The 17,838-nt window shown below is 68.7% G+C and carries 11 protein-coding genes; 8 read left to right on the top strand and 3 right to left on the bottom strand.

All coding sequences use genetic code 11. From position 1 onward, the window contains the following. Window positions 1–141 precede the first annotated feature (141 nt). From guaB to N8I71_RS20380, 3 genes are all read left to right on the top strand, one after another. Window positions 142–1,596: an IMP dehydrogenase gene (gene guaB / locus N8I71_RS20390; RefSeq protein WP_262879887.1), complete on the top strand. Its 1,455-nt coding sequence runs from the start codon at window positions 142–144 to the stop codon at window positions 1,594–1,596. A 31-nt stretch (window positions 1,597–1,627) separates the two neighbouring features. After that, entirely contained in the window at window positions 1,628–2,806 is a 1,179-nt protein-coding gene (locus tag N8I71_RS20385; RefSeq protein WP_262879886.1) for an RsmB/NOP family class I SAM-dependent RNA methyltransferase, read from the top strand. A gap of 137 nt (window positions 2,807–2,943) precedes the next feature. Then, window positions 2,944–5,325, top strand: a complete 2,382-nt coding sequence (locus tag N8I71_RS20380; protein WP_262879885.1) for a hybrid sensor histidine kinase/response regulator — start codon at window positions 2,944–2,946, stop codon at window positions 5,323–5,325. A 9-nt stretch (window positions 5,326–5,334) separates the two neighbouring features. Here the strand turns inward: N8I71_RS20380 and N8I71_RS20375 are convergent, their stop codons facing one another. After that, complete coding sequence (locus N8I71_RS20375; RefSeq protein WP_262879884.1) at window positions 5,335–5,952, bottom strand: gamma-glutamyl kinase; 618 nt, start codon at window positions 5,950–5,952, stop codon at window positions 5,335–5,337. A 186-nt stretch (window positions 5,953–6,138) separates the two neighbouring features. On the opposite strand from N8I71_RS20375, the gene recA reads away from it, so the two are divergent. From recA to ade, 4 genes are all read left to right on the top strand, one after another. Beyond that, window positions 6,139–7,215: a recombinase RecA gene (recA, locus tag N8I71_RS20370; protein WP_316249271.1), complete on the top strand. Its 1,077-nt coding sequence runs from the start codon at window positions 6,139–6,141 to the stop codon at window positions 7,213–7,215. 192 nt (window positions 7,216–7,407) lie between these two features. Then, window positions 7,408–10,071, top strand: coding sequence for an alanine--tRNA ligase (gene alaS, locus N8I71_RS20365; protein WP_262879883.1), 2,664 nt, complete (start codon window positions 7,408–7,410; stop codon window positions 10,069–10,071). Window positions 10,072–10,074: 3 nt separating this feature from the next. Continuing rightward, window positions 10,075–10,365 carry a DUF1330 domain-containing protein gene (locus N8I71_RS20360; protein WP_262879882.1) on the top strand — a complete coding sequence of 97 codons (291 nt, stop codon included), beginning with the start codon at window positions 10,075–10,077 and terminating at the stop codon, window positions 10,363–10,365. Window positions 10,366–10,430: 65 nt separating this feature from the next. Continuing rightward, window positions 10,431–12,125 (top strand): adenine deaminase, encoded by a 1,695-nt coding sequence (ade, locus tag N8I71_RS20355; RefSeq protein ID WP_262879881.1) that lies wholly within the window; start codon window positions 10,431–10,433, stop codon window positions 12,123–12,125. Between the two features lie 12 nt (window positions 12,126–12,137). Here ade and N8I71_RS20350 read toward each other — a convergent pair whose 3' ends face one another. Continuing rightward, entirely contained in the window at window positions 12,138–14,288 is a 2,151-nt protein-coding gene (locus N8I71_RS20350) for a methyl-accepting chemotaxis protein (RefSeq protein WP_262879880.1), read from the bottom strand. Between the two features lie 87 nt (window positions 14,289–14,375). Beyond that, window positions 14,376–15,233, bottom strand: coding sequence for a Hint domain-containing protein (locus N8I71_RS20345; protein WP_262879879.1), 858 nt, complete (start codon window positions 15,231–15,233; stop codon window positions 14,376–14,378). A 379-nt stretch (window positions 15,234–15,612) separates the two neighbouring features. On the opposite strand from N8I71_RS20345, the gene N8I71_RS20340 reads away from it, so the two are divergent. After that, window positions 15,613–17,820, top strand: coding sequence for an NADP-dependent isocitrate dehydrogenase (locus N8I71_RS20340; RefSeq protein ID WP_262879878.1), 2,208 nt, complete (start codon window positions 15,613–15,615; stop codon window positions 17,818–17,820). Window positions 17,821–17,838 lie beyond the last annotated feature (18 nt).

Genomic DNA, 17,838 nt, shown 5'->3' with positions numbered 1-17,838 from the left:
CCGGCGGGGGGCTTTCGGCCCCCGCCGGCGCTTTCCCAGGCGCTGGCCAAGGCCGGCGCAACCGCAACATTTCGCCCTTTCCCTCCGGTCCGCCCCATGAGATAGGGACATGCCAACGCTGAAACCCATGAGGAGACTCCGATGGAGATTCGCGAGGCGCTTACCTTCGATGACGTTCTGCTGGTGCCCGATGCGAGCGCTGTGCTTCCCTCCGACGTGGATACCCGCACGCGGGTGACGAAGGCCATCACGCTCAACATCCCGCTCCTCAGCTCCGCCATGGACACCGTGACCGAGGCGCGGATGGCGATTGCCATGGCTCAGGCCGGCGGCATGGGCGTGATCCATCGCAATCTCGACATCGAGGCGCAGGCCCGAGAGGTGCGTCGCGTGAAGCGGTTCGAAAGCGGGATCGTCTACAACCCCGTGACGCTCACCGCCGACCAGACGCTCGCCGATGCCAAGGCGCTGACCGAGCGCTACGGCTTCACCGGGTTTCCCGTGATCGACGAGAACCGCCGCGTTCTCGGCATCGTCACCAACCGCGACATGCGGTTCGCCGAGGCCGACAACACGCCCGTCCGGGTGATGATGAGTTCCCAGAACCTCGCCATCCTGCGCGAGCCCGCCGACCGGGGCGAGGCGATCAGCCTGATGAAGGCGCGGCGGATCGAGAAGCTCCTGGTGACCGACGCCGACGGCAAGCTGACCGGCCTCTTGACGCTCAAGGATACGGAGCGGGCGGTCCTCAATCCCGCAGCGTGCAAGGACGAACTCGGCCGCCTGCGCGTGGCTGCCGCGACGACGGTGGGCGACGCGGGCTACGAGCGGTCCGAGGCGCTGGTCGATGCGGGCTGCGACCTCATCGTGATCGACACCGCGCACGGGCATTCGGCCTCGGTCGCGCAGGCGGTGCGGCGGGTCAAGAGCCTGTCGAATTCCGTCCAGGTCGTGGCCGGCAACGTCGCCACCGCCGAGGCCACGCGCGCGCTGATCGATGCGGGCGCGGACGCGGTGAAGGTCGGGATCGGGCCGGGCTCGATCTGCACGACCCGCGTCGTCGCAGGCGTCGGCGTGCCGCAGCTGACGGCGATCATGGATTGCGCGCGTGCCGCCGAGGACAGCGGAACGCCTGTCATCGCCGATGGCGGGATCAAGTATTCCGGCGACTTCGCCAAGGCGATCGCGGCCGGCGCCCATTGCGCCATGGTCGGCTCGATGATCGCGGGCACCGACGAAAGCCCGGGCGAGGTGATTCTTTACCAGGGCCGGAGCTTCAAGACCTACCGCGGCATGGGCAGCCTCGGCGCCATGGCGCGGGGCTCGGCCGACCGCTACTTCCAGAAGGACGCGGCCTCGGACAAGCTCGTCCCAGAGGGGATCGAGGGGCAGGTGCCCTACAAGGGCCCCGCCGGCACCGTGATCCACCAGATGATCGGCGGGCTCCGGGCCGCGATGGGCTACACGGGCTGCGCCACCATCGACGACATGCGCGGCAAGTGCCGCTTCGTCCGGATCACCGGTGCGGGGCTGAAGGAATCCCATGTGCACGACGTGCAGATCACGCGCGAAAGCCCGAATTATCACTCAAGCTGAGCATGTTGCGGGGTGTTCTTGAGGTGATGGCTTGACCCCCGGCGCCCGCCTGTCCGCCGCCATCGGCGTGCTCGACGACTGGCGGGAAGGCCTCGCGGTGGAGCAGGCGCTCACGCGCTGGGCAAGAGGCGCCCGCTATGCCGGCTCGGGGGACCGCGCGGCGGTGCGCGACCTCGTCTATGCCGTGCTCCGGCGTCGGGCGAGCGCCTCGCGGCTCGGCGGTGGCGAGGAGGCGCGCGCCCTTGTTCTCGGCCTGTTGCGGCTCGAGGGGACTGATCCCGACACGCTCTTCACGGGCGAGGGGCATGCGCCGGCGCCCTTGTCCGAGGCGGAGCGGGCATCGGCGGTCGCCGGGCCGTCCGACCCCGTCGTCGACGTGCCCGGCTGGCTTCGCGAGCCCATCGGCGCACGCGCCGCGGACGCCGGGGGGCGGGCCGCGCTGTTCGAGGCGATGACGGCGCGGGCGCCCGTCTGGCTGCGCGTCGCGTTGCGTCGTGGCGGGCGCGACGATGCGCAGGCCAGCCTGGCCGCGGAGGGGATCGAGACGCGGGCCGATGCGCGCTGCGCCACGGCGCTGGAAGTGACCGCGGGCGCGCGGCGCGTCCGCGCCTCGGCTGCCTATCGCGACGGGTTGGTCGAGCTGCAGGACCTCTCGGCGCAGCGCGCCGTCGCCGGCGTGCCCTGGCCCCGGACGGGACGCATCCTCGACCTTTGCGCGGGCGGGGGCGGAAAGTCCCTCGCCATCGCGGACGGAAGTGACGCGCGCGTCTTCGCCCATGACGCCAATCCCGCGCGCATGGCCGACCTGCCGGTGCGTGCCGCCCGTGCGGGCGTCCGGATCGACCGGATCGGGCCGGACGAGGTGGCGTGCGCGGCACCTTTCGAGGCGGTCCTGTGCGACGTGCCCTGCAGCGGGTCCGGCACCTGGCGCCGCGATCCCGAGGCGAAGTGGCGCCTCACGCCCGACAGGCTTCAGACGCTCCTCGCGGCGCAGGCCGGGATCCTCGATGCCGCCGCCCCGCGCATCGCCGAGGACGGGCGGCTTGTCTACATGACCTGCTCGCTCCTGCCCCAGGAGAACGAGGAACAGGTGTCGGCGTTTCTGGACCGGCATCCGGACTGGACGCTGGACATGACGCGGCTGGACACGCCCCTGACCGCCTCGGACGGGTTCTTCACCGCCGTTTTCGTCCGCTCCGGAAAGCCCTGAGCCGCATTTCTTGTTCCCTCAGGGGATTTTTCCGGCATTTTAAGCGTCGTTTAAGGATTTCGCGGCAGAATGTCCTGGATCACGCGGGCGGCCGGCTCTCCGGACCGCCCCCGCAGCGACGGGAGCATTGGTTTGTCATGAGCGGCCATGCGGAAATGCTACGTGGCGCCGCGGCGCTGTTCGCCGGCCGCAGTCTGCAGCCTGCGCTCCTTTGCGCATTGGGGCTCGCGGCCGGGTTCGCCTCGTGGCTTGCGGCCGGGGCGACGCTGTCCTTTCTTCTGGCGGCCGTCTCGGGCGGTTGCCTCGGGGCCGCCGTTCTGCTCGTCGGGCGGGGCATGGTGGGCGAACGGCTCCGCCTGAGGGAGTTGCACCGCGCGATCGCGCTTCTGCGGCACGATCCGGCGCCCTGTTTCGTGACCGACGCGTCGGGCGCGATCCGGGACCAGAATGCCGCCGCCGAACGGCGGTTCGGCGAAAGACGAACCCAGCCGATGGCGCGCGCCGTGGGGGCCGTCCTGCCCAACGCGGCCGCGGTCGTCTTCCGCCACGAGACCGCGATGACCCGGCGCGAGGCGGCGCACGAGACGGTCGTGACCCCGCGCGGGGCGGTCCGCCTCGTCGCGCAACGCCTGCGCGGCGGCATCCTGTGGCGGCTCGAGGACCTGGCGGAGGCGCATCGCGCCGGCGGCGGCATCGGCCTGCCGATGATGGTGGTTGGGCACACGGACACGATCCTGTCCATGAACGACGCCATGGGCGAGCTGCTGGGCGGCCGCGCCGGCAGCTTGCAGGACATCTTTCCGCAGATGCCCCTCGTTCCCGGGCGCCGCACGCGCCTCATGGCGGCCGAGGCGCCGATCGAGGTCGTGCCGATCATCGTCGCCGCGCGCGACGGGCGGCGCGAGGTCTACGTCGTTCCGGGCTTGGCCGAACCGCCGGCGGCATCCGTTGCCGCGCGCGCCTTCGAGGCGCTGCCGGTGGCCCTCCTCCATATCGGGGCGGACGGGCAGGTCCTGGCCTCGAACCGCCAGGCGCAGGTGCTGCTCGGCATCGGCCCGGACGAACTCGGCCCGCTTTCCAACCTGGTGGAAGGTCTCGGCCGGCCTGTCCGCGACTGGGTCGCCGACAGCCTCGCCGAGCGCATTCCGCCCCGGTCGGAAGTCGTGCGCGCCAGGCGGCGGGCCGACGAATGCTTTCTGCAGATCGCGCTGAGCCGGATTTCCGATGCCACGGGCCCCTCGCTTCTCGCCGTGCTGCATGACGCGACCGAGCTCAAGACGCTGGAACAGCAATTCGTCCAGAGCCAGAAGATGCAGGCGATAGGTGAGCTTGCGGGCGGCGTCGCGCACGATTTCAACAACCTGCTGACGGCGATCACGGGCCATTGCGATCTGCTTCTGCTGCGCCACGACCAGGGCGACGAGGATTACGGCGACCTCGTCCAGATCAACCAGAACGCCAACCGCGCGGCCGCGCTCGTCGGCCAGCTCCTGGCCTTCTCGAGGAAGCAGACGCTGGAGCCCGACATCGTCGATCTGCGCGATACGATGGGGGATCTGACGCACCTGCTGAATCGACTGGTGGGCGAGAAGGTGACCCTGACGCTCGGCCATGATCCCGCGCTTCTGCCGGTGCGCGTCGACCGTAGGCAGCTCGACCAGGTGATCATGAACCTCGTCGTGAACGCCCGCGACGCCATGCCGGACGGGGGCGAGATCCGGGTCGAGACGCGCATGGTCTGCCTCACAGAACCCCTGCAGCGCGACAGTGCGGTCGTGCCGCCGGGGCGCTACGTCACGATCCGGGTGCGCGACCGCGGCCTCGGCATTCCCCCCGACAAGCTCGGACGCATCTTCGAGCCCTTCTTCACCACCAAGGAGGTGGGGAAGGGCACCGGCCTCGGCCTGTCCATGGCCTACGGGATCGTCAAGCAGACCGGCGGCTATATCTTCGTGGACAGCGTCGTCGGCGCGGGGACGACCTTCACGATCTACATTCCCGCCCATGACCTGCCCGACGCCGGCGCACCGGTGCCGCTCAAGGCCCTGCCGGCCGCGGCCCCCGACGCGGCGGCGCTCGTGCGGGACGTGACCGGGGGCGGTCCCGAGGCGGCAACCGGCGGCGCGCCCGGGCCGGACACGACGAAAACCGAGGGGCTCGGCACCGTTTTGCTGGTGGAGGACGAGGCGCCGGTGCGTGCCTTCGCGTCCCGCGCGCTCAGGCTTCGCGGCTACACCGTCTACGAGGCGGACAATGCCGAGGCCGCGCTCGAGACGCTGCGCAAGCGCGGCGCGGAGATCGATCTCTTCGTGACCGACGTGGTGATGCCCGGCATGGACGGACCGAGTTGGGTGCGGGAGGCGCTGCGTGACCGGCCCGGCGTCAAGGTGGTCTTCGTGTCCGGCTATTCCGAGGAGGATATCGCGGAGCTGTCCGCCGACATTCCGAACTCCGTCTTCCTGCCCAAGCCCTTCACGCTCTACGACCTGACGGCGACCGTCGCGCGCCAGCTTCACTGACCGGGTGCCTCAGGCGCGCCCGACCCGACCCTCGCAGAGCGCGTCCCAAAGCGCGAAATCCTCCGTCGCCCCGGCCCGCAGCCGCGCCTCGGTCTTCGGGTCGAGCGCGGTGTCGATGCCCGTGGGCGACACGTTGTGCCGATCGAGCGCGACCTCGACCGAAAGCCGGTCCTCCAGGAACGACACCGCCTCCCCGAGCGCGTCGTGGCGGAAGAGCCGGTCGATGCCGGTCCCGCCCGTCTCCGCCTCGAGGAACCGCGCCTGGCGGCCGACCCGCGCGTATTCCGGCGGATCGTCCCGCAGCCAGGCCTCGACGAAGTCGCCGAAACTGACCCCCTCGGTCGATTGCGGCTGACCGGAGAGGGCGCCGCGCCGGCGGAACCTGTACCAGCTCGACAGCCAGTCCACCGGCTCGCGCATCACGGCCATCAGTTCCATCGGCCGCGCTCCGTTCTGTTCGAAGAGCCGCGCCAGATGCGTCCGGTAGCGCCGCACGTTCATGTGCTTGAGCCCCGGCGGGTTCAGGATCGCCGCATCGGCATGGGGCAGGAACGCCGCCTCCAGCGCCGTGGTCCCGGTCTTCGGCACCGCCAGCAAGACCAGCCGCGCCTTCCAGAATACCAGCATGCCCCGTCCGCCTCCGCTGCCACGCTCATCGCAACCCTTTCTTAACCTCTGGAGCGCAGATTGGGGATCGACAAGATTCTACTTGAAGTGTTCGCGTTTTGTTTGCTACGGAAGATGAGAACAAGAGGCGAACACGAGCACCGCATTGCCGCCCCGGCGGCTGCATGACATAAGGGGTCAAACTCCATGGCAACGGCGAACCTTCTCGACATGACCGACCGCAAATCTGCCGACAAGCAGAAGGCGCTGGACAGCGCGCTGGCCCAGATCGAACGGCAGTTCGGCAAGGGCTCGATCATGAAGCTTGGCGGCGACAATGCCATGCGGGACATCGAGGCGACCTCGACCGGCTCGCTCGGCCTCGACATCGCGCTCGGGATCGGCGGCCTGCCCAAGGGGCGCATCATCGAGATCTACGGACCGGAGAGCTCGGGCAAGACGACGCTCACGCTGCACGTCGTCGCCGAGGAACAGAAGAAGGGCGGGGTCTGCGCCTTCGTCGATGCCGAGCACGCGCTCGACCCGCAATACGCCAAGAAACTCGGCGTCGATCTCGAGGAGTTGCTTATCTCGCAGCCCGACACCGGCGAACAGGCGCTTGAGATCACGGACACCCTGGTGCGCTCGGGCGCGGTCAGCCTCGTGGTGGTCGATTCGGTCGCCGCGCTGACCCCGAAATCCGAGCTCGAGGGCGACATGGGCGACAGCTCGGTGGGCGTCCATGCCCGCCTGATGAGCCAGGCGATGCGCAAGCTCACCGGCTCGATCAGCCGCTCGAACTGCATGGTCATCTTCATCAACCAGATCCGGATGAAGATCGGCGTCATGTTCGGTAGCCCCGAGACGACCACGGGCGGCAACGCGCTGAAGTTCTACTCCTCCGTTCGCCTCGACATCCGCCGCATCGGCGCGATCAAGGACCGCGACGAGGTCGTGGGCAACGCGACCCGCGTCAAAGTCGTGAAGAACAAGGTCGCGCCGCCGTTCAAGCAGGTCGAGTTCGACATCATGTATGGCGAAGGCATCTCCAAGACGGGCGAGCTTCTCGACCTGGGCGTGAAGGCCGGCGTGGTGGAGAAGTCCGGCGCCTGGTTCTCCTACGGGGATGAACGGATCGGCCAGGGACGCGAGAACGCCAAGCAGTTCCTCAAGGACAACCCCGACATCGCCATGGCGATCGAGGACAAGATCCGCGCGGCACACGGCCTCGAATTCGAAATGGGCGCTTCCGACGAAGACGACGCGGAGATGGTCGAGGATTGATCGCGCCCCGGCGCTCGGGTCGCGCCGCGCGCGGCCATCCGATGCCCTCACCGGGCCGGTGGCACGAACAGCGAAAGGGTGGCCTTCGGGCCGCCTTTTCTCGTTCCGGCGGAGGCTGGCTTATGGACACGGGTCCCGGGCAGGGATACATCGCCTCCCTGACCCATTTCCGACGCCGAGACGCCCGATCCCATGGCCAGCCTTAACGAGATCCGCTCCACCTTCCTCGACTATTTCCGCCGTAACGGGCACGAGATCGTCGACAGCTCGCCGCTCGTCCCGCGCAACGACCCGACGCTGATGTTCACGAACTCGGGCATGGTCCAGTTCAAGAACCTCTTCACCGGCGTCGAGCATCGCGACTACGTGCGCGCGGCGACCTCGCAGAAATGCGTGCGCGCGGGCGGCAAGCACAACGACCTCGACAACGTGGGCTACACCGCGCGACATCACACCTTCTTCGAGATGCTCGGCAATTTCTCCTTCGGGGACTACTTCAAGGAGAACGCGATCCCCTTCGCGTGGGAATTGCTGACCAGGGATTTCGGCATCGACAAGTCGAAGCTGCTGGTCACCGTCTATCACACCGATGACGAGGCGGCGGCGATCTGGAAGAAGGTCGCGGGCCTTCCCGACGAGCGGATCATCCGCATCCCGACGAACGACAACTTTTGGATGATGGGCCCCACCGGCCCCTGCGGCCCCTGCACCGAGATCTTCTATGACCACGGCCCCTCGATCTGGGGCGGTCCGCCCGGCTCCCCCGAGGAGGACGGCGACCGGTTCATCGAGATCTGGAACCTCGTCTTCATGCAGTTCGAGCAGTTCGAGGACGGCTCGCGTCGGGATCTCGCGGCGCAGTCGATCGACACGGGCATGGGCCTCGAGCGCATCGGCGCGCTCCTGCAGGGCAAGCACGACAACTACGACACCGACCTGATGCGCAGCCTGATCGAGGCCTCGGCGCATGCGTCGTCCGTCGATCCCGACGGGCCGAAGAACGTGCATCACCGGGTCATCGCGGATCACCTGCGCTCGGTGTCCTTCCTGATCGCCGATGGTGTGATGCCGTCGAACGAGGGGCGGGGCTACGTGCTGCGCCGGATCATGCGCCGCGCGATGCGTCATGCGCATCTTCTCGGCACGCAGGATCCGATGATGTACCGTCTCGTGCCCGCGCTCGTGGCCCAGATGGGGCAGGCCTACCCCGAGCTCGGCCGCGCGCAGGCGCTCATCACCGAGACGCTGAAGCTGGAGGAGGAGCGGTTCCGCACCACGCTCGACCGAGGCCTCCGGCTGCTGGACGACGAGGTGGCGAAACTGCCCGAGGGCGCGGCCCTTCCCGGCGATGCGGCGTTCAAGCTCTATGACACCTACGGCTTCCCCCTCGACCTCACCCAAGATGCGCTGCGCGAGCAGGGGCGCGGGGTCGATACCGAGGGGTTCGACGCGGCCATGGCCGAGCAGAAGGCCAAGGCGCGCGCCGCCTGGTCGGGTTCGGGCGAACAGGCCGATGCGGCGATCTGGTACGACCTAGCGGAACAGCACGGGCCGACCGAGTTCCTCGGCTACGACACCGAGACCGCGGAGGGCGTCGTCCTCGCGCTGGTCAAGGGTGGCGAGAAGGCCAATGGGGCGAGCAAGGGCGACAGCCTGACCATCGTCGTGAACCAGACGCCGTTCTATGCCGAATCCGGCGGCCAGGTGGGCGATACCGGCACCCTCCGGACCGAGACGGGGATGGCGCGGATCACCGATGCCAAGAAGGTGGCGGGCGTCTTCCTGCACATCGCCGAGATCACCGAGGGCGAGATCGCGCCGGGCCAGCCCGCCGTGCTTGAGGTGGACCATGCCCGCCGCGGCACGATCCGCGCGAACCATTCGGCGACGCACCTTCTGCACGAGGCGCTGCGCCGCGCGCTCGGCGATCACGTCGCGCAGCGCGGCTCGCTGAACGCGCCCGACCGGCTGCGCTTCGACTTCAGCCACGGCAAGGCGCTTTCGCCCGAGGAGATCGACCGGGTGGAGCGCGAGGTGAACGACTTCATACGTCAGAACACGCCCGTCGAGACGCGGATCATGACACCCGACGACGCCCGCGGGATCGGCGCGCAGGCGCTCTTCGGCGAGAAATACGGCGACGAGGTGCGGGTCGTGTCGATGGGCGATCTTCCCGGGACGGGCAAGGGCCGCAACGGGTCGACCTATTCGATCGAGCTTTGCGGCGGCACTCATGTGCGTCAGACGGGCGATATCGGCGTCTTTGTCGCCCTCGGGGACAGTGCGTCCTCGGCCGGCGTCCGCCGGATCGAGGCGCTGACGGGGCAGGCGGCCTTCGACTATCTCAGCCAGCAGGATCACCGCATGGCGGAACTGGCGCAGGAGTTGAACGCGCAGGCCGGCGAGGTGCTGGAGCGGGTCCGCGCCCTCAAGGACGAACGCAAGAAGCTCGAGAACGAGGTCGCGCAACTGCGTCAGCAACTGGCGCTGTCGGGCGGTGGCAAGCAGGCCGCGCCCGAAGTGGCCGAGGTGAACGGCGTGCCCTTCCTCGCCCAGACGCTGGAAGGCGTGAGCGGCAAGGACCTCGCCGGGCTGATCGACGCGCACAAGGACCGGATCGGGTCGGGTGCCGTGCTGCTCATTGCCGACGCGGGCGGCAAGGCGGCCGTCGCGGCCGGCGTGACCGACGACCTGACGGCGCGGGTCTCGGCCGTCGACCTCGTGCGCGCCGCGGTCGAGCAACTCGGCGGCAAGGGCGGCGGCGGCCGTCCGGATTTCGCGCAAGGCGGCGGCAAGGATGTCGCCGGAGCCCCTGCCGCAATCGCCGCGGCCGAAGCCGTGCTGAAAGGAGCCTGAGAGATGCCCGGAGCCTACTGGATCGCCCATGTGACCGTCACCGACGAAGAGGCCTACGCGAAATACGCGGTTCTCGCGGGGAAGGCGATCGCCGAGCACGGCGGCCGTTTCCTCGCGCGCGGCGGCGCCGCCATCCAGAAGGAAGGCCGCGCCCATCCCCGCAACGTCGTGGCCCATTTCCCGAGCCTCGAGGCCGCAAATGCCTGCTACGAAAGCGCGACCTACAAGGAGGCGCTGAGCCACGCCAAGGGAGCCTCCGAGCGGGATCTCGTGCTGGTCGAGGCGATCGAGTAGGGCGCTTTCCCCCGGGGCCAGGCTGCGGCATCATCGCCCGGTGAAAGCGGGCTGGAGGTGTCGGCATGGCGGACCTGGAACAACGCATCGCGCAGGGGCGGGGGGATGACCCCGCCGATATCGTCCTGCGCGGCGGCAAGGTCTTCGACCTCGTGACGGGGACGATGATCGAGGGCGATGTCGCGATCTGTGGCGATACGATCGTCGGCGTCGGCGAGGCCTACGAGGGGCGGGAGGTCGCCGATGTCACGGGGCTGACGCTGGTTCCGGGCTTCATCGACACGCATCTTCACATCGAAAGCTCGCTGGTCACGCCCTTCGAGTTCGACCGATGCGTCGCGCCGCGCGGCGTCACAACCGCGATCTGCGACCCCCACGAGATCGCCAATGTCATCGGGCCCGACGGTATCCGGTATTTCCAGGACGCCTCGCGCCGGACGCTCATGGACATCCGGGTGCAGCTCTCGTCCTGCGTGCCCTCGACCGACATGGAAACGGCGGGTGCCGAGATCGATGCGGGGGACCTGGCCGCGCTGATGGGGCATCCCTCGGGGATAGGCCTGGCGGAATTCATGAACTATCCCGGCGTCATCCACCGCGATCCGCGCGCCATGGCGAAGCTCGCGCTTTTCCAGGGGGGACATGTCGACGGCCACGCCCCGCTTCTGTCGGGGCGGGACCTCAACGCGTACATCGCCGCCGGCATCTCGACCGAGCATGAAGCCACGGGCGCCGCCGAGGCGCTGGAGAAGCTGCGCAAGGGGATGCGTATCCTGATCCGGGAAGGGTCTGTCTCGAAGGACCTCGAGGCGCTGGCCCCGGTTCTGACCGACCTGACCGCGCCCTACATGTGCCTGTGCACGGACGACCGCAACCCGCTCGACATCGCGGAGGAGGGGCACCTCGATCACATGATCCGCACGCTCATCGCGCGGGGTTGCCCGCCGCTGGCGGTTTACCGCGCGGCGTCGCTGTCGGGGGCGGAGGCCTTCGGGCTGAAGGACCGGGGCCTGATCGCGCCGGGCAAGCGTGCCGATATCGTGGCCGTCGACGACTTCGCGACCTGCCGGGCACAGGCCGTCTGGGCGGGGGGCGTTGCGGTGACGGACGAGGCCTTCGCCGCGCGCGCCACGATCCCGCCGGTTGGCCGCCATTCGGTTCGGGCGCCGAAGCTCTCGGCGTCGAGTTTCCGCGCCCCGGCGAACCGCGAGGAGACCGATGTCATCGGCATTCTCGAAGGCAAGATCCTGACCGAGCACCTGCGCGAGACGATCCCGATCGTGGATGGCGACAAGCGGCCCGATCCGGCGCGCGACCTCGTGCGCATTGCCGTGGTCGAACGGCATGGCCGGAACGGCAACATCGCCACGGGTTTCGTGAAGGGCTTCGGGCTCAAGGCGGGCGCCATCGCCTCGACCGTGTGCCACGACCATCACAACATCGCCTGCGTGGGTGTCGACTACGCCGACATGGCGCTGGCGGCCAGCCGGCTTTCGGAAATCGAGGGCGGGTTCGTCGTGGCGCGCGGCGGTGAAGTTCTGGCCGAGCTGGCCTTGCCGGTCGCGGGCCTGATGAGCCTTGGCAGTTTCGAGGAGGTGCATGACCGCCTTGTCGATCTCCGCGCCGCCGCGGCCTCGCTCGGTGTGACGCTGAAGGAGCCATTCCTGCAGCTGGCCTTCCTCGCGCTTCCGGTCATCCCGGCGCTGAAGATCACCGACCGGGGAATGGTCGACGTCACGCGCTTCGAGATCATTCCCTGAGGCCATCCTCGCTCAGCCGGCTTGGGCAGGCTGCGCGCGGGGCAGGGTGTGACCGCTTGCCTTCGGGCCGGAGTGTGCGCTGTCGCGGCGCAGGCGGAAATCGCCGACCAGCTCGGTCAGGCGGCGCGAGATCTCGGCCGTGTCTCCCGCCGCGGTCCGGGTTGCATGCACCATTTCGGTGTTTTCACCGGCAAGGCCGCTCAGCCGGTCGATGTCTCCGGCCAGTGTGCGCAGGCTTTCGGCCTGCCGCACCGCGCCCTCGGCCACATGGCCGAGCGTGTCGTCGACCTGCACGATCTCGCCGAAGATGCGTTCCAGCGCGTCGCCTGCCTCGCCGACGAGGCCGACGCCGTTTTCCACGTGTCGGCGGCTGTCGTCGATGAGCGAGCGGATCTCCTGCGCGGCCTCGGTTGAGCGGCGTGCGAGATCCCGCACCTCCGAGGCCACGACGGCGAAACCGCGGCCGCTGTCGCCGGCGCGCGCGGCCTCCACGCCCGCATTCAGCGCCAGAAGGTTGGTCTGGAACGAGATGTCCTCGATCAGCGAGATGATGCGGCCTATTTCGAGGGAGGACGACGAGATGCGGTCCATCGCCTCGACGGCCGAGCGCACCACGTCTCCGGAGCGGTCGGCATTCTGCTTGGCCGAACTGGCCAGTTGCGAGGCGCCGCGGACGTTGCCGGCATAGGCCTCGATCTCGGAGGACAACTCGCCCACACGGGCATTGGTGGCGGTGATCGTCTCGACCTGGCGGGCGGTTCGGTCGCCAAGCTCGGACGCCGATTGCATCAGGCCGCCCGCGCGCGTGCGCAGCGCATCGGCGGTCTCGACGATTGCCTCCGTCACCTCGCGCAGCCGCTGGGTGGCGGTGTTGAAGTCGAGCCGGATGGAATCGTACTCGGCATCCAGCGGCTGGTCGAAGCGCTGGGTGAGATCGGCCCTTGCAAGGGCCGCCAGGCCCTCGGTCAGGAGGTCGACGACGCGCTGCGCCTTGCTCAGGATCACCGCCTCGTCATCGGCCTTCTGCTCTGCCGCCGCCTTTCGCATGGCGAGGGTCTCCTGCTTGAAGGCGTAGACCGCGGCGGCCATTTCTCCGACCTCGTCGCGACCCCTTATCCCCGGGATCCAGACGTCGAACTCCCCCTCGGTGAAACGGCGCATGGCTGTGGTCAGGCGCCGCACGCGGAAGATGAGGTGCTCGAAACTGGCCAGCGCGAAACCAAGGACGAGCAGGATGACCACGCCGGAGGCCACGGCCACGCGGGTGCGCTCCGCGCGGGACGCATCGTAGGTCGCCAACGCGTCGCTGCCCACCTCGGCGATCAGGCTGGCCTCGACGTCCCGGAGATGGTCGATCCAGTCGGTCGAGGCGGAAAACCAGCCATCCGCCGTCAGGATCGGCTGACGCAGGCCGGTCATCGCATCGCGGATCGTCTGGCGCATTCCCGCGAGGCGGCCATGGCTTTCGTGGCCGAGAAGCCCCTGCGCGAAAGCGTCGTCGCCCAGTTCCTCGGCGGCACGTTCCAGCGTGGTGAACTGGATCGCGCCCAGTTCGATCAGCCGGTTGAAGGCGGCATGCGGGAATTCGGCGTTTCCCAGACCGGTTGCGCCCGCCGCACGCTCCAGTCCCGCCGCCTCCTTGGCGCGGGAGATGTAGAGCGCGGCGCGCGCTGTGGCCTCCAGGTCGCCGACCTCCATCCTCTCGACCACGGCGGATTGCGCGGCCAGGGCCTGGTCGACGATCGCGGTATAGGTCGCGGCGATATCGGGCGCGCCGGTGCGGCCCGTGTCGAGCCTTGCGCGCCAGTCGGGGAGCGTGGCCATTCCGCTGCGGATCGCGCCGATCCGTTCGGGATAGAGGCTTTCGAGCAGGGGGAGGTCCTGTCCGATGCGGCGCCAGGAGGTATCGGTCGCCTGCCGCTGCGCTGTCAGGGCATCGCCGAAATTTGCCCCGCCGGAGGCGGCGAATCCGGCCGAATAGCCGCGTTCCTTCTGCAATTCGTGGATGAACCCGGCCACGCGGTCGAGTTCGACCGCGGCGATCCGGGATTGGCGAGCCTCGTCGATGACGGCCGTGAGCGTGCGAATGTCGAGAAGGAGCAGGAAACCCGTAAGGGCCACGACGGGCCCGAGGATGAATGCCATCAGAAGGCGAAGTTTCATGTGACCCCACGACTCGATCCGGTTCCGTGGGGAGAGCTATGGCGCCAAGATGCTAAGGAACGGTTTCCGCCCGCTCGTGCCCGGCGCTCACGCGGATGCCATTCGCCCGCCGAGATCGACCAGCGTCAGTTCCGGCCGGGCCAGCGGGCCGTAGACCCGGGACGGGTCCGGAACGCCGGGGCCATTGCGGGAAAGCGCGGGGAAAAGCGCCGCGATCTCCGCCAGCGCGGCCGGGGGCATCGCGTCGAGTGTCCTGCGGCCGGGATAAAGCGTTTCGGTCGCCACGCCGTCGACGAAGACGACCTCGTGCCGCTCGGTCATGAAGTGGGCATAGGTCACGCTGCGCGCGCCGCGGCACACCGTTGCGTCGAAGCCGGGGAGGGCGGCCAGAAGCCCGGCCGACACGAAGTGTTCGCCATCCGGCGCGTTCCGAAGCTGCGGGCCGGTCGGGGCGAGAAACCGGTGTTGCGGCGAGACGAGGAGCGCTTCGGAATTGCCGATCGCGCCCGGGCCGATGCGCACCGGCCGCAGACCGGGCCGCAGGGCGAGCTGTGTCGGGGCGATGCGGCGAAGGCCGACCCAGATCACCGGCTGAAGCCCGTTGTCCGCGGTCTGGACCCGATCGCCGACCCTCAGCCGTTCGACCGGAACGAAGCCCCGCGCGGTGGCGACACGCGCACCGGGGGTGAAGCAGGGGACGACGGTCTCGATCCCCGAAAACCGCGAGGTTCCGTCGCCCGAGGTATCGGCATGGTAGATATCGCCCCGCGCCCCATCGACCGGGGTGTAGAGCGCATCGAGCCAGTCTGTCTCCGGGTGGGGCTGACCTGCGCCGCCCTCGCCCACGACCGGTGCGGCATGTTCGGGCGCCTGCGCGGTGTCGATCATACGATCCTCGCCGGCACGCCCGCAAACGGGCGCGGCCATGTCGTCGTCACGGAACATGGGGACGACGGTCCGGACGGAAGCGGGACCGGCCACGCGCGATTCGACCCCGCCCGGGGCGGTGTCTTTGCGGATGGCACTGCTGTCGCGGCGGATGGCCATGGTGTTCCCGTACTTCGCATCGTCGGGAAACATGGCAGCCACAAGGGGCCGAATTGCGGCGCCAGCGGCAAGAAAACAGGGCAGATCCGGCGTCGCTCGGGCCGTTCGGCGCCGCGCCGCCGGCCGGTTGGCGGGTTCTCGCCCATGGGATCGCGTGAACAGCCCCGTCTTGGGTCCAAATGCCGCGCCCCGGCCGCCCCTGCGACGGCTTCGCCGGTGGACGGCTCGCTCTTTGTGTACTATGGCATACCAAACGCAACCCAAGGGCCAGATGACCATGAGCACGAACGACACTCCCGACATCATCTACACCAAGGTGGACGAGGCACCGGAACTGGCTTCGGCCTCGCTTCTGCCGATCATCCAGAGCTTCGCTTCGGCTGCGGGCGTCACGGTGGGCACCAAGGACATCTCGCTCGCGGGCCGGATCCTGGCGACATTCCCCGAGCATCTGGCCGAGGATCAGCGCATCCCCGACGACCTCGCGATCCTGGGCGACCTGGTCAAGACGCCCGAGGCGAACGTCATCAAGCTGCCGAACATCTCGGCCTCGGTACCGCAGCTCGTCGCGGCGGTGAAGGAACTGCAGGCGCAGGGCTATGCCGTCCCCGACTATCCCGAGGTCCCCACGACCGACGCGGAGAAGGAGATCCGCGCGCGGTTCGACTCGATCAAGGGCTCGGCCGTGAACCCAGTGCTGCGCGAGGGCAACTCGGACCGCCGCGCGGCCTCCGCCGTGAAGAAATACGCTCAGGCCAATCCGCACCGCATGGGCGACTGGTCGGCCGACAGCAAGACGCGCGTGGCGTCGATGTCGGGCGGCGACTTCTTCTCGAACGAGGTGTCCGCGACGCTGCCCAGGGCGGCGACCGCCAGGATCGTTCTGACGACCGACAGCGGTGAGGAGATCGTCCTGAAGGAGGGGCTGAGCTATCCCGCCGGCACCGTCGTCGACGCGACGTACATGAGCGCGGCGTCCCTCGACGAATTCCTCGCGGAGGAGATCGAGAAGACCAAGGCCGAGGGTGTCCTTTTCTCGCTTCACCTCAAGGCGACGATGATGAAGGTCTCAGACCCCATCGTCTTCGGCCATGCCGTGCGCGCCTGGCTCGCGCCGGTCTTCGAGAAATACGGCGCCGAGATGGAAGCGCTCGGCGTGAACCCCAACCAGGGGCTTGGCGATCTCCTGGCGCGCGTGAAGGACAATGCCGAGATCATGGCCGCGATCGAGGCCGTCACGGCAGAGCGTCCGCCGATGTACATGGTCGATAGCGACCGCGGCATCACCAACCTGCATGTCCCGTCGGACGTCATCATCGACGCCTCGATGCCCGCGCTGATCCGTGGCGGTGGCAAGGGCTGGGGCCCAGACGGCAAGGAGCATGACGCGGTCTGCGTGATCCCGGACAACTCCTACGCGCCGGTCTATGACGAGACGATCAAGTTCTTCAAGGAACACGGAAAACTGAACCCGGCCACGGCCGGGACGGTGCAGAACCTGGGCCTCATGGCGCAGAAGGCGCAGGAATACGGCTCGCATCCGACGACCTTCGAAATGCCCGCAGCCGGCAAGGTGCGGATGATCCTCGACGACGGCACGGTCCTGCACGAGCACGCCGTCCAGAAGGGCGACATCTGGCGCGCGGCCTCGGCGCGCAAGGCGCCCATCGAGGACTGGGTGAACCTCGCCATCGAGCGGCAGAAGGCCACGGGCTATCGCTCGATCTTCTGGCTCGACAAGAACCGCGCCCACGATGCCCAGCTGATCGCTTACGTGAAGCCGATCCTCGAGGCGAAGGGCGTCGCGGACAAGTTCGAGATCATGGCCCCGCGCGAAGCCACGCGCGCCTCGCTGGAGACGATCACGAAGGGCGAGAACACCATCGCGATCACCGGCAACGTGCTTCGGGATTACCTCACCGACCTGTTCCCGATCCTCGAGCTCGCCACCTCGGCCAAGATGCTCTCGGTCGTGAAGCTGATGAACGGCGGCGGCCTGTTCGAGACGGGCGCCGGCGGCTCCGCGCCCAAGCACGTTCAGCAGTTCCAGGCCGAGAACCACCTGCGCTGGGACTCCCTGGGCGAGTTCTGCGCCCTCGGCGAGAGCTTCAAGTTCCTCGCAGATGCCAAGGGGAACGCCAAGGCCCGCATCCTCGGCGATGCGGTGGAGGCCGCGACGCAGGGCTATCTCGACAACGACAACTCGCCTCAGCGCAAGCCCGGCCAGCCGGACAACCGCGACAGCCACTACTGGTTCGCGCGCTACTGGGCCGAGGCGCTGGCCGCGCAGACCCAGGATGCCGAGCTTGCCGCTCACTTCGCGCCGATCGCGGCCGCACTGGCCGAGAAGGAAGAGCAGATCATCGCGGAGCTGCGCGCCGACCGCGGCAAACCCGTGGACCAGGGCGGTTATTTCCACCCCGATCCGGTCAAGACGGCGGCGGTCATGCGCCCCTCCGCGACGCTGAACGCGATCATCGGCTGATCATGACGCGGCGGGCCT

The sequence above is a fragment of the Roseicyclus sediminis genome (assembly GCF_025515305.1).
GTDB lineage: Bacteria > Pseudomonadota > Alphaproteobacteria > Rhodobacterales > Rhodobacteraceae > Roseibacterium > Roseibacterium sediminis.
This window is presented reverse-complemented; position numbering and strand designations above follow the sequence as displayed.

Bases quoted from the DNA above. Each gene is read 5' to 3' on its own strand.
- guaB (WP_262879887.1), top strand. From the start codon at position 142: ATGGAGATTCGCGAGGCGCTTACCTTCGATGACGTTCTGCTGGTGCCC.
- N8I71_RS20380 (WP_262879885.1), top strand. From the start codon at position 2,944: ATGAGCGGCCATGCGGAAATGCTACGTGGCGCCGCGGCGCTGTTCGCC.
- N8I71_RS20375 (WP_262879884.1), bottom strand. From the start codon at position 5,952: ATGCTGGTATTCTGGAAGGCGCGGCTGGTCTTGCTGGCGGTGCCGAAG.
- recA (WP_316249271.1), top strand. From the start codon at position 6,139: ATGGCAACGGCGAACCTTCTCGACATGACCGACCGCAAATCTGCCGAC.
- alaS (WP_262879883.1), top strand. From the start codon at position 7,408: ATGGCCAGCCTTAACGAGATCCGCTCCACCTTCCTCGACTATTTCCGC.
- N8I71_RS20360 (WP_262879882.1), top strand. From the start codon at position 10,075: ATGCCCGGAGCCTACTGGATCGCCCATGTGACCGTCACCGACGAAGAG.
- ade (WP_262879881.1), top strand. From the start codon at position 10,431: ATGGCGGACCTGGAACAACGCATCGCGCAGGGGCGGGGGGATGACCCC.
- N8I71_RS20350 (WP_262879880.1), bottom strand. From the start codon at position 14,288: ATGAAACTTCGCCTTCTGATGGCATTCATCCTCGGGCCCGTCGTGGCC.
- N8I71_RS20345 (WP_262879879.1), bottom strand. From the start codon at position 15,233: ATGTTCCGTGACGACGACATGGCCGCGCCCGTTTGCGGGCGTGCCGGC.
- N8I71_RS20340 (WP_262879878.1), top strand. From the start codon at position 15,613: ATGAGCACGAACGACACTCCCGACATCATCTACACCAAGGTGGACGAG.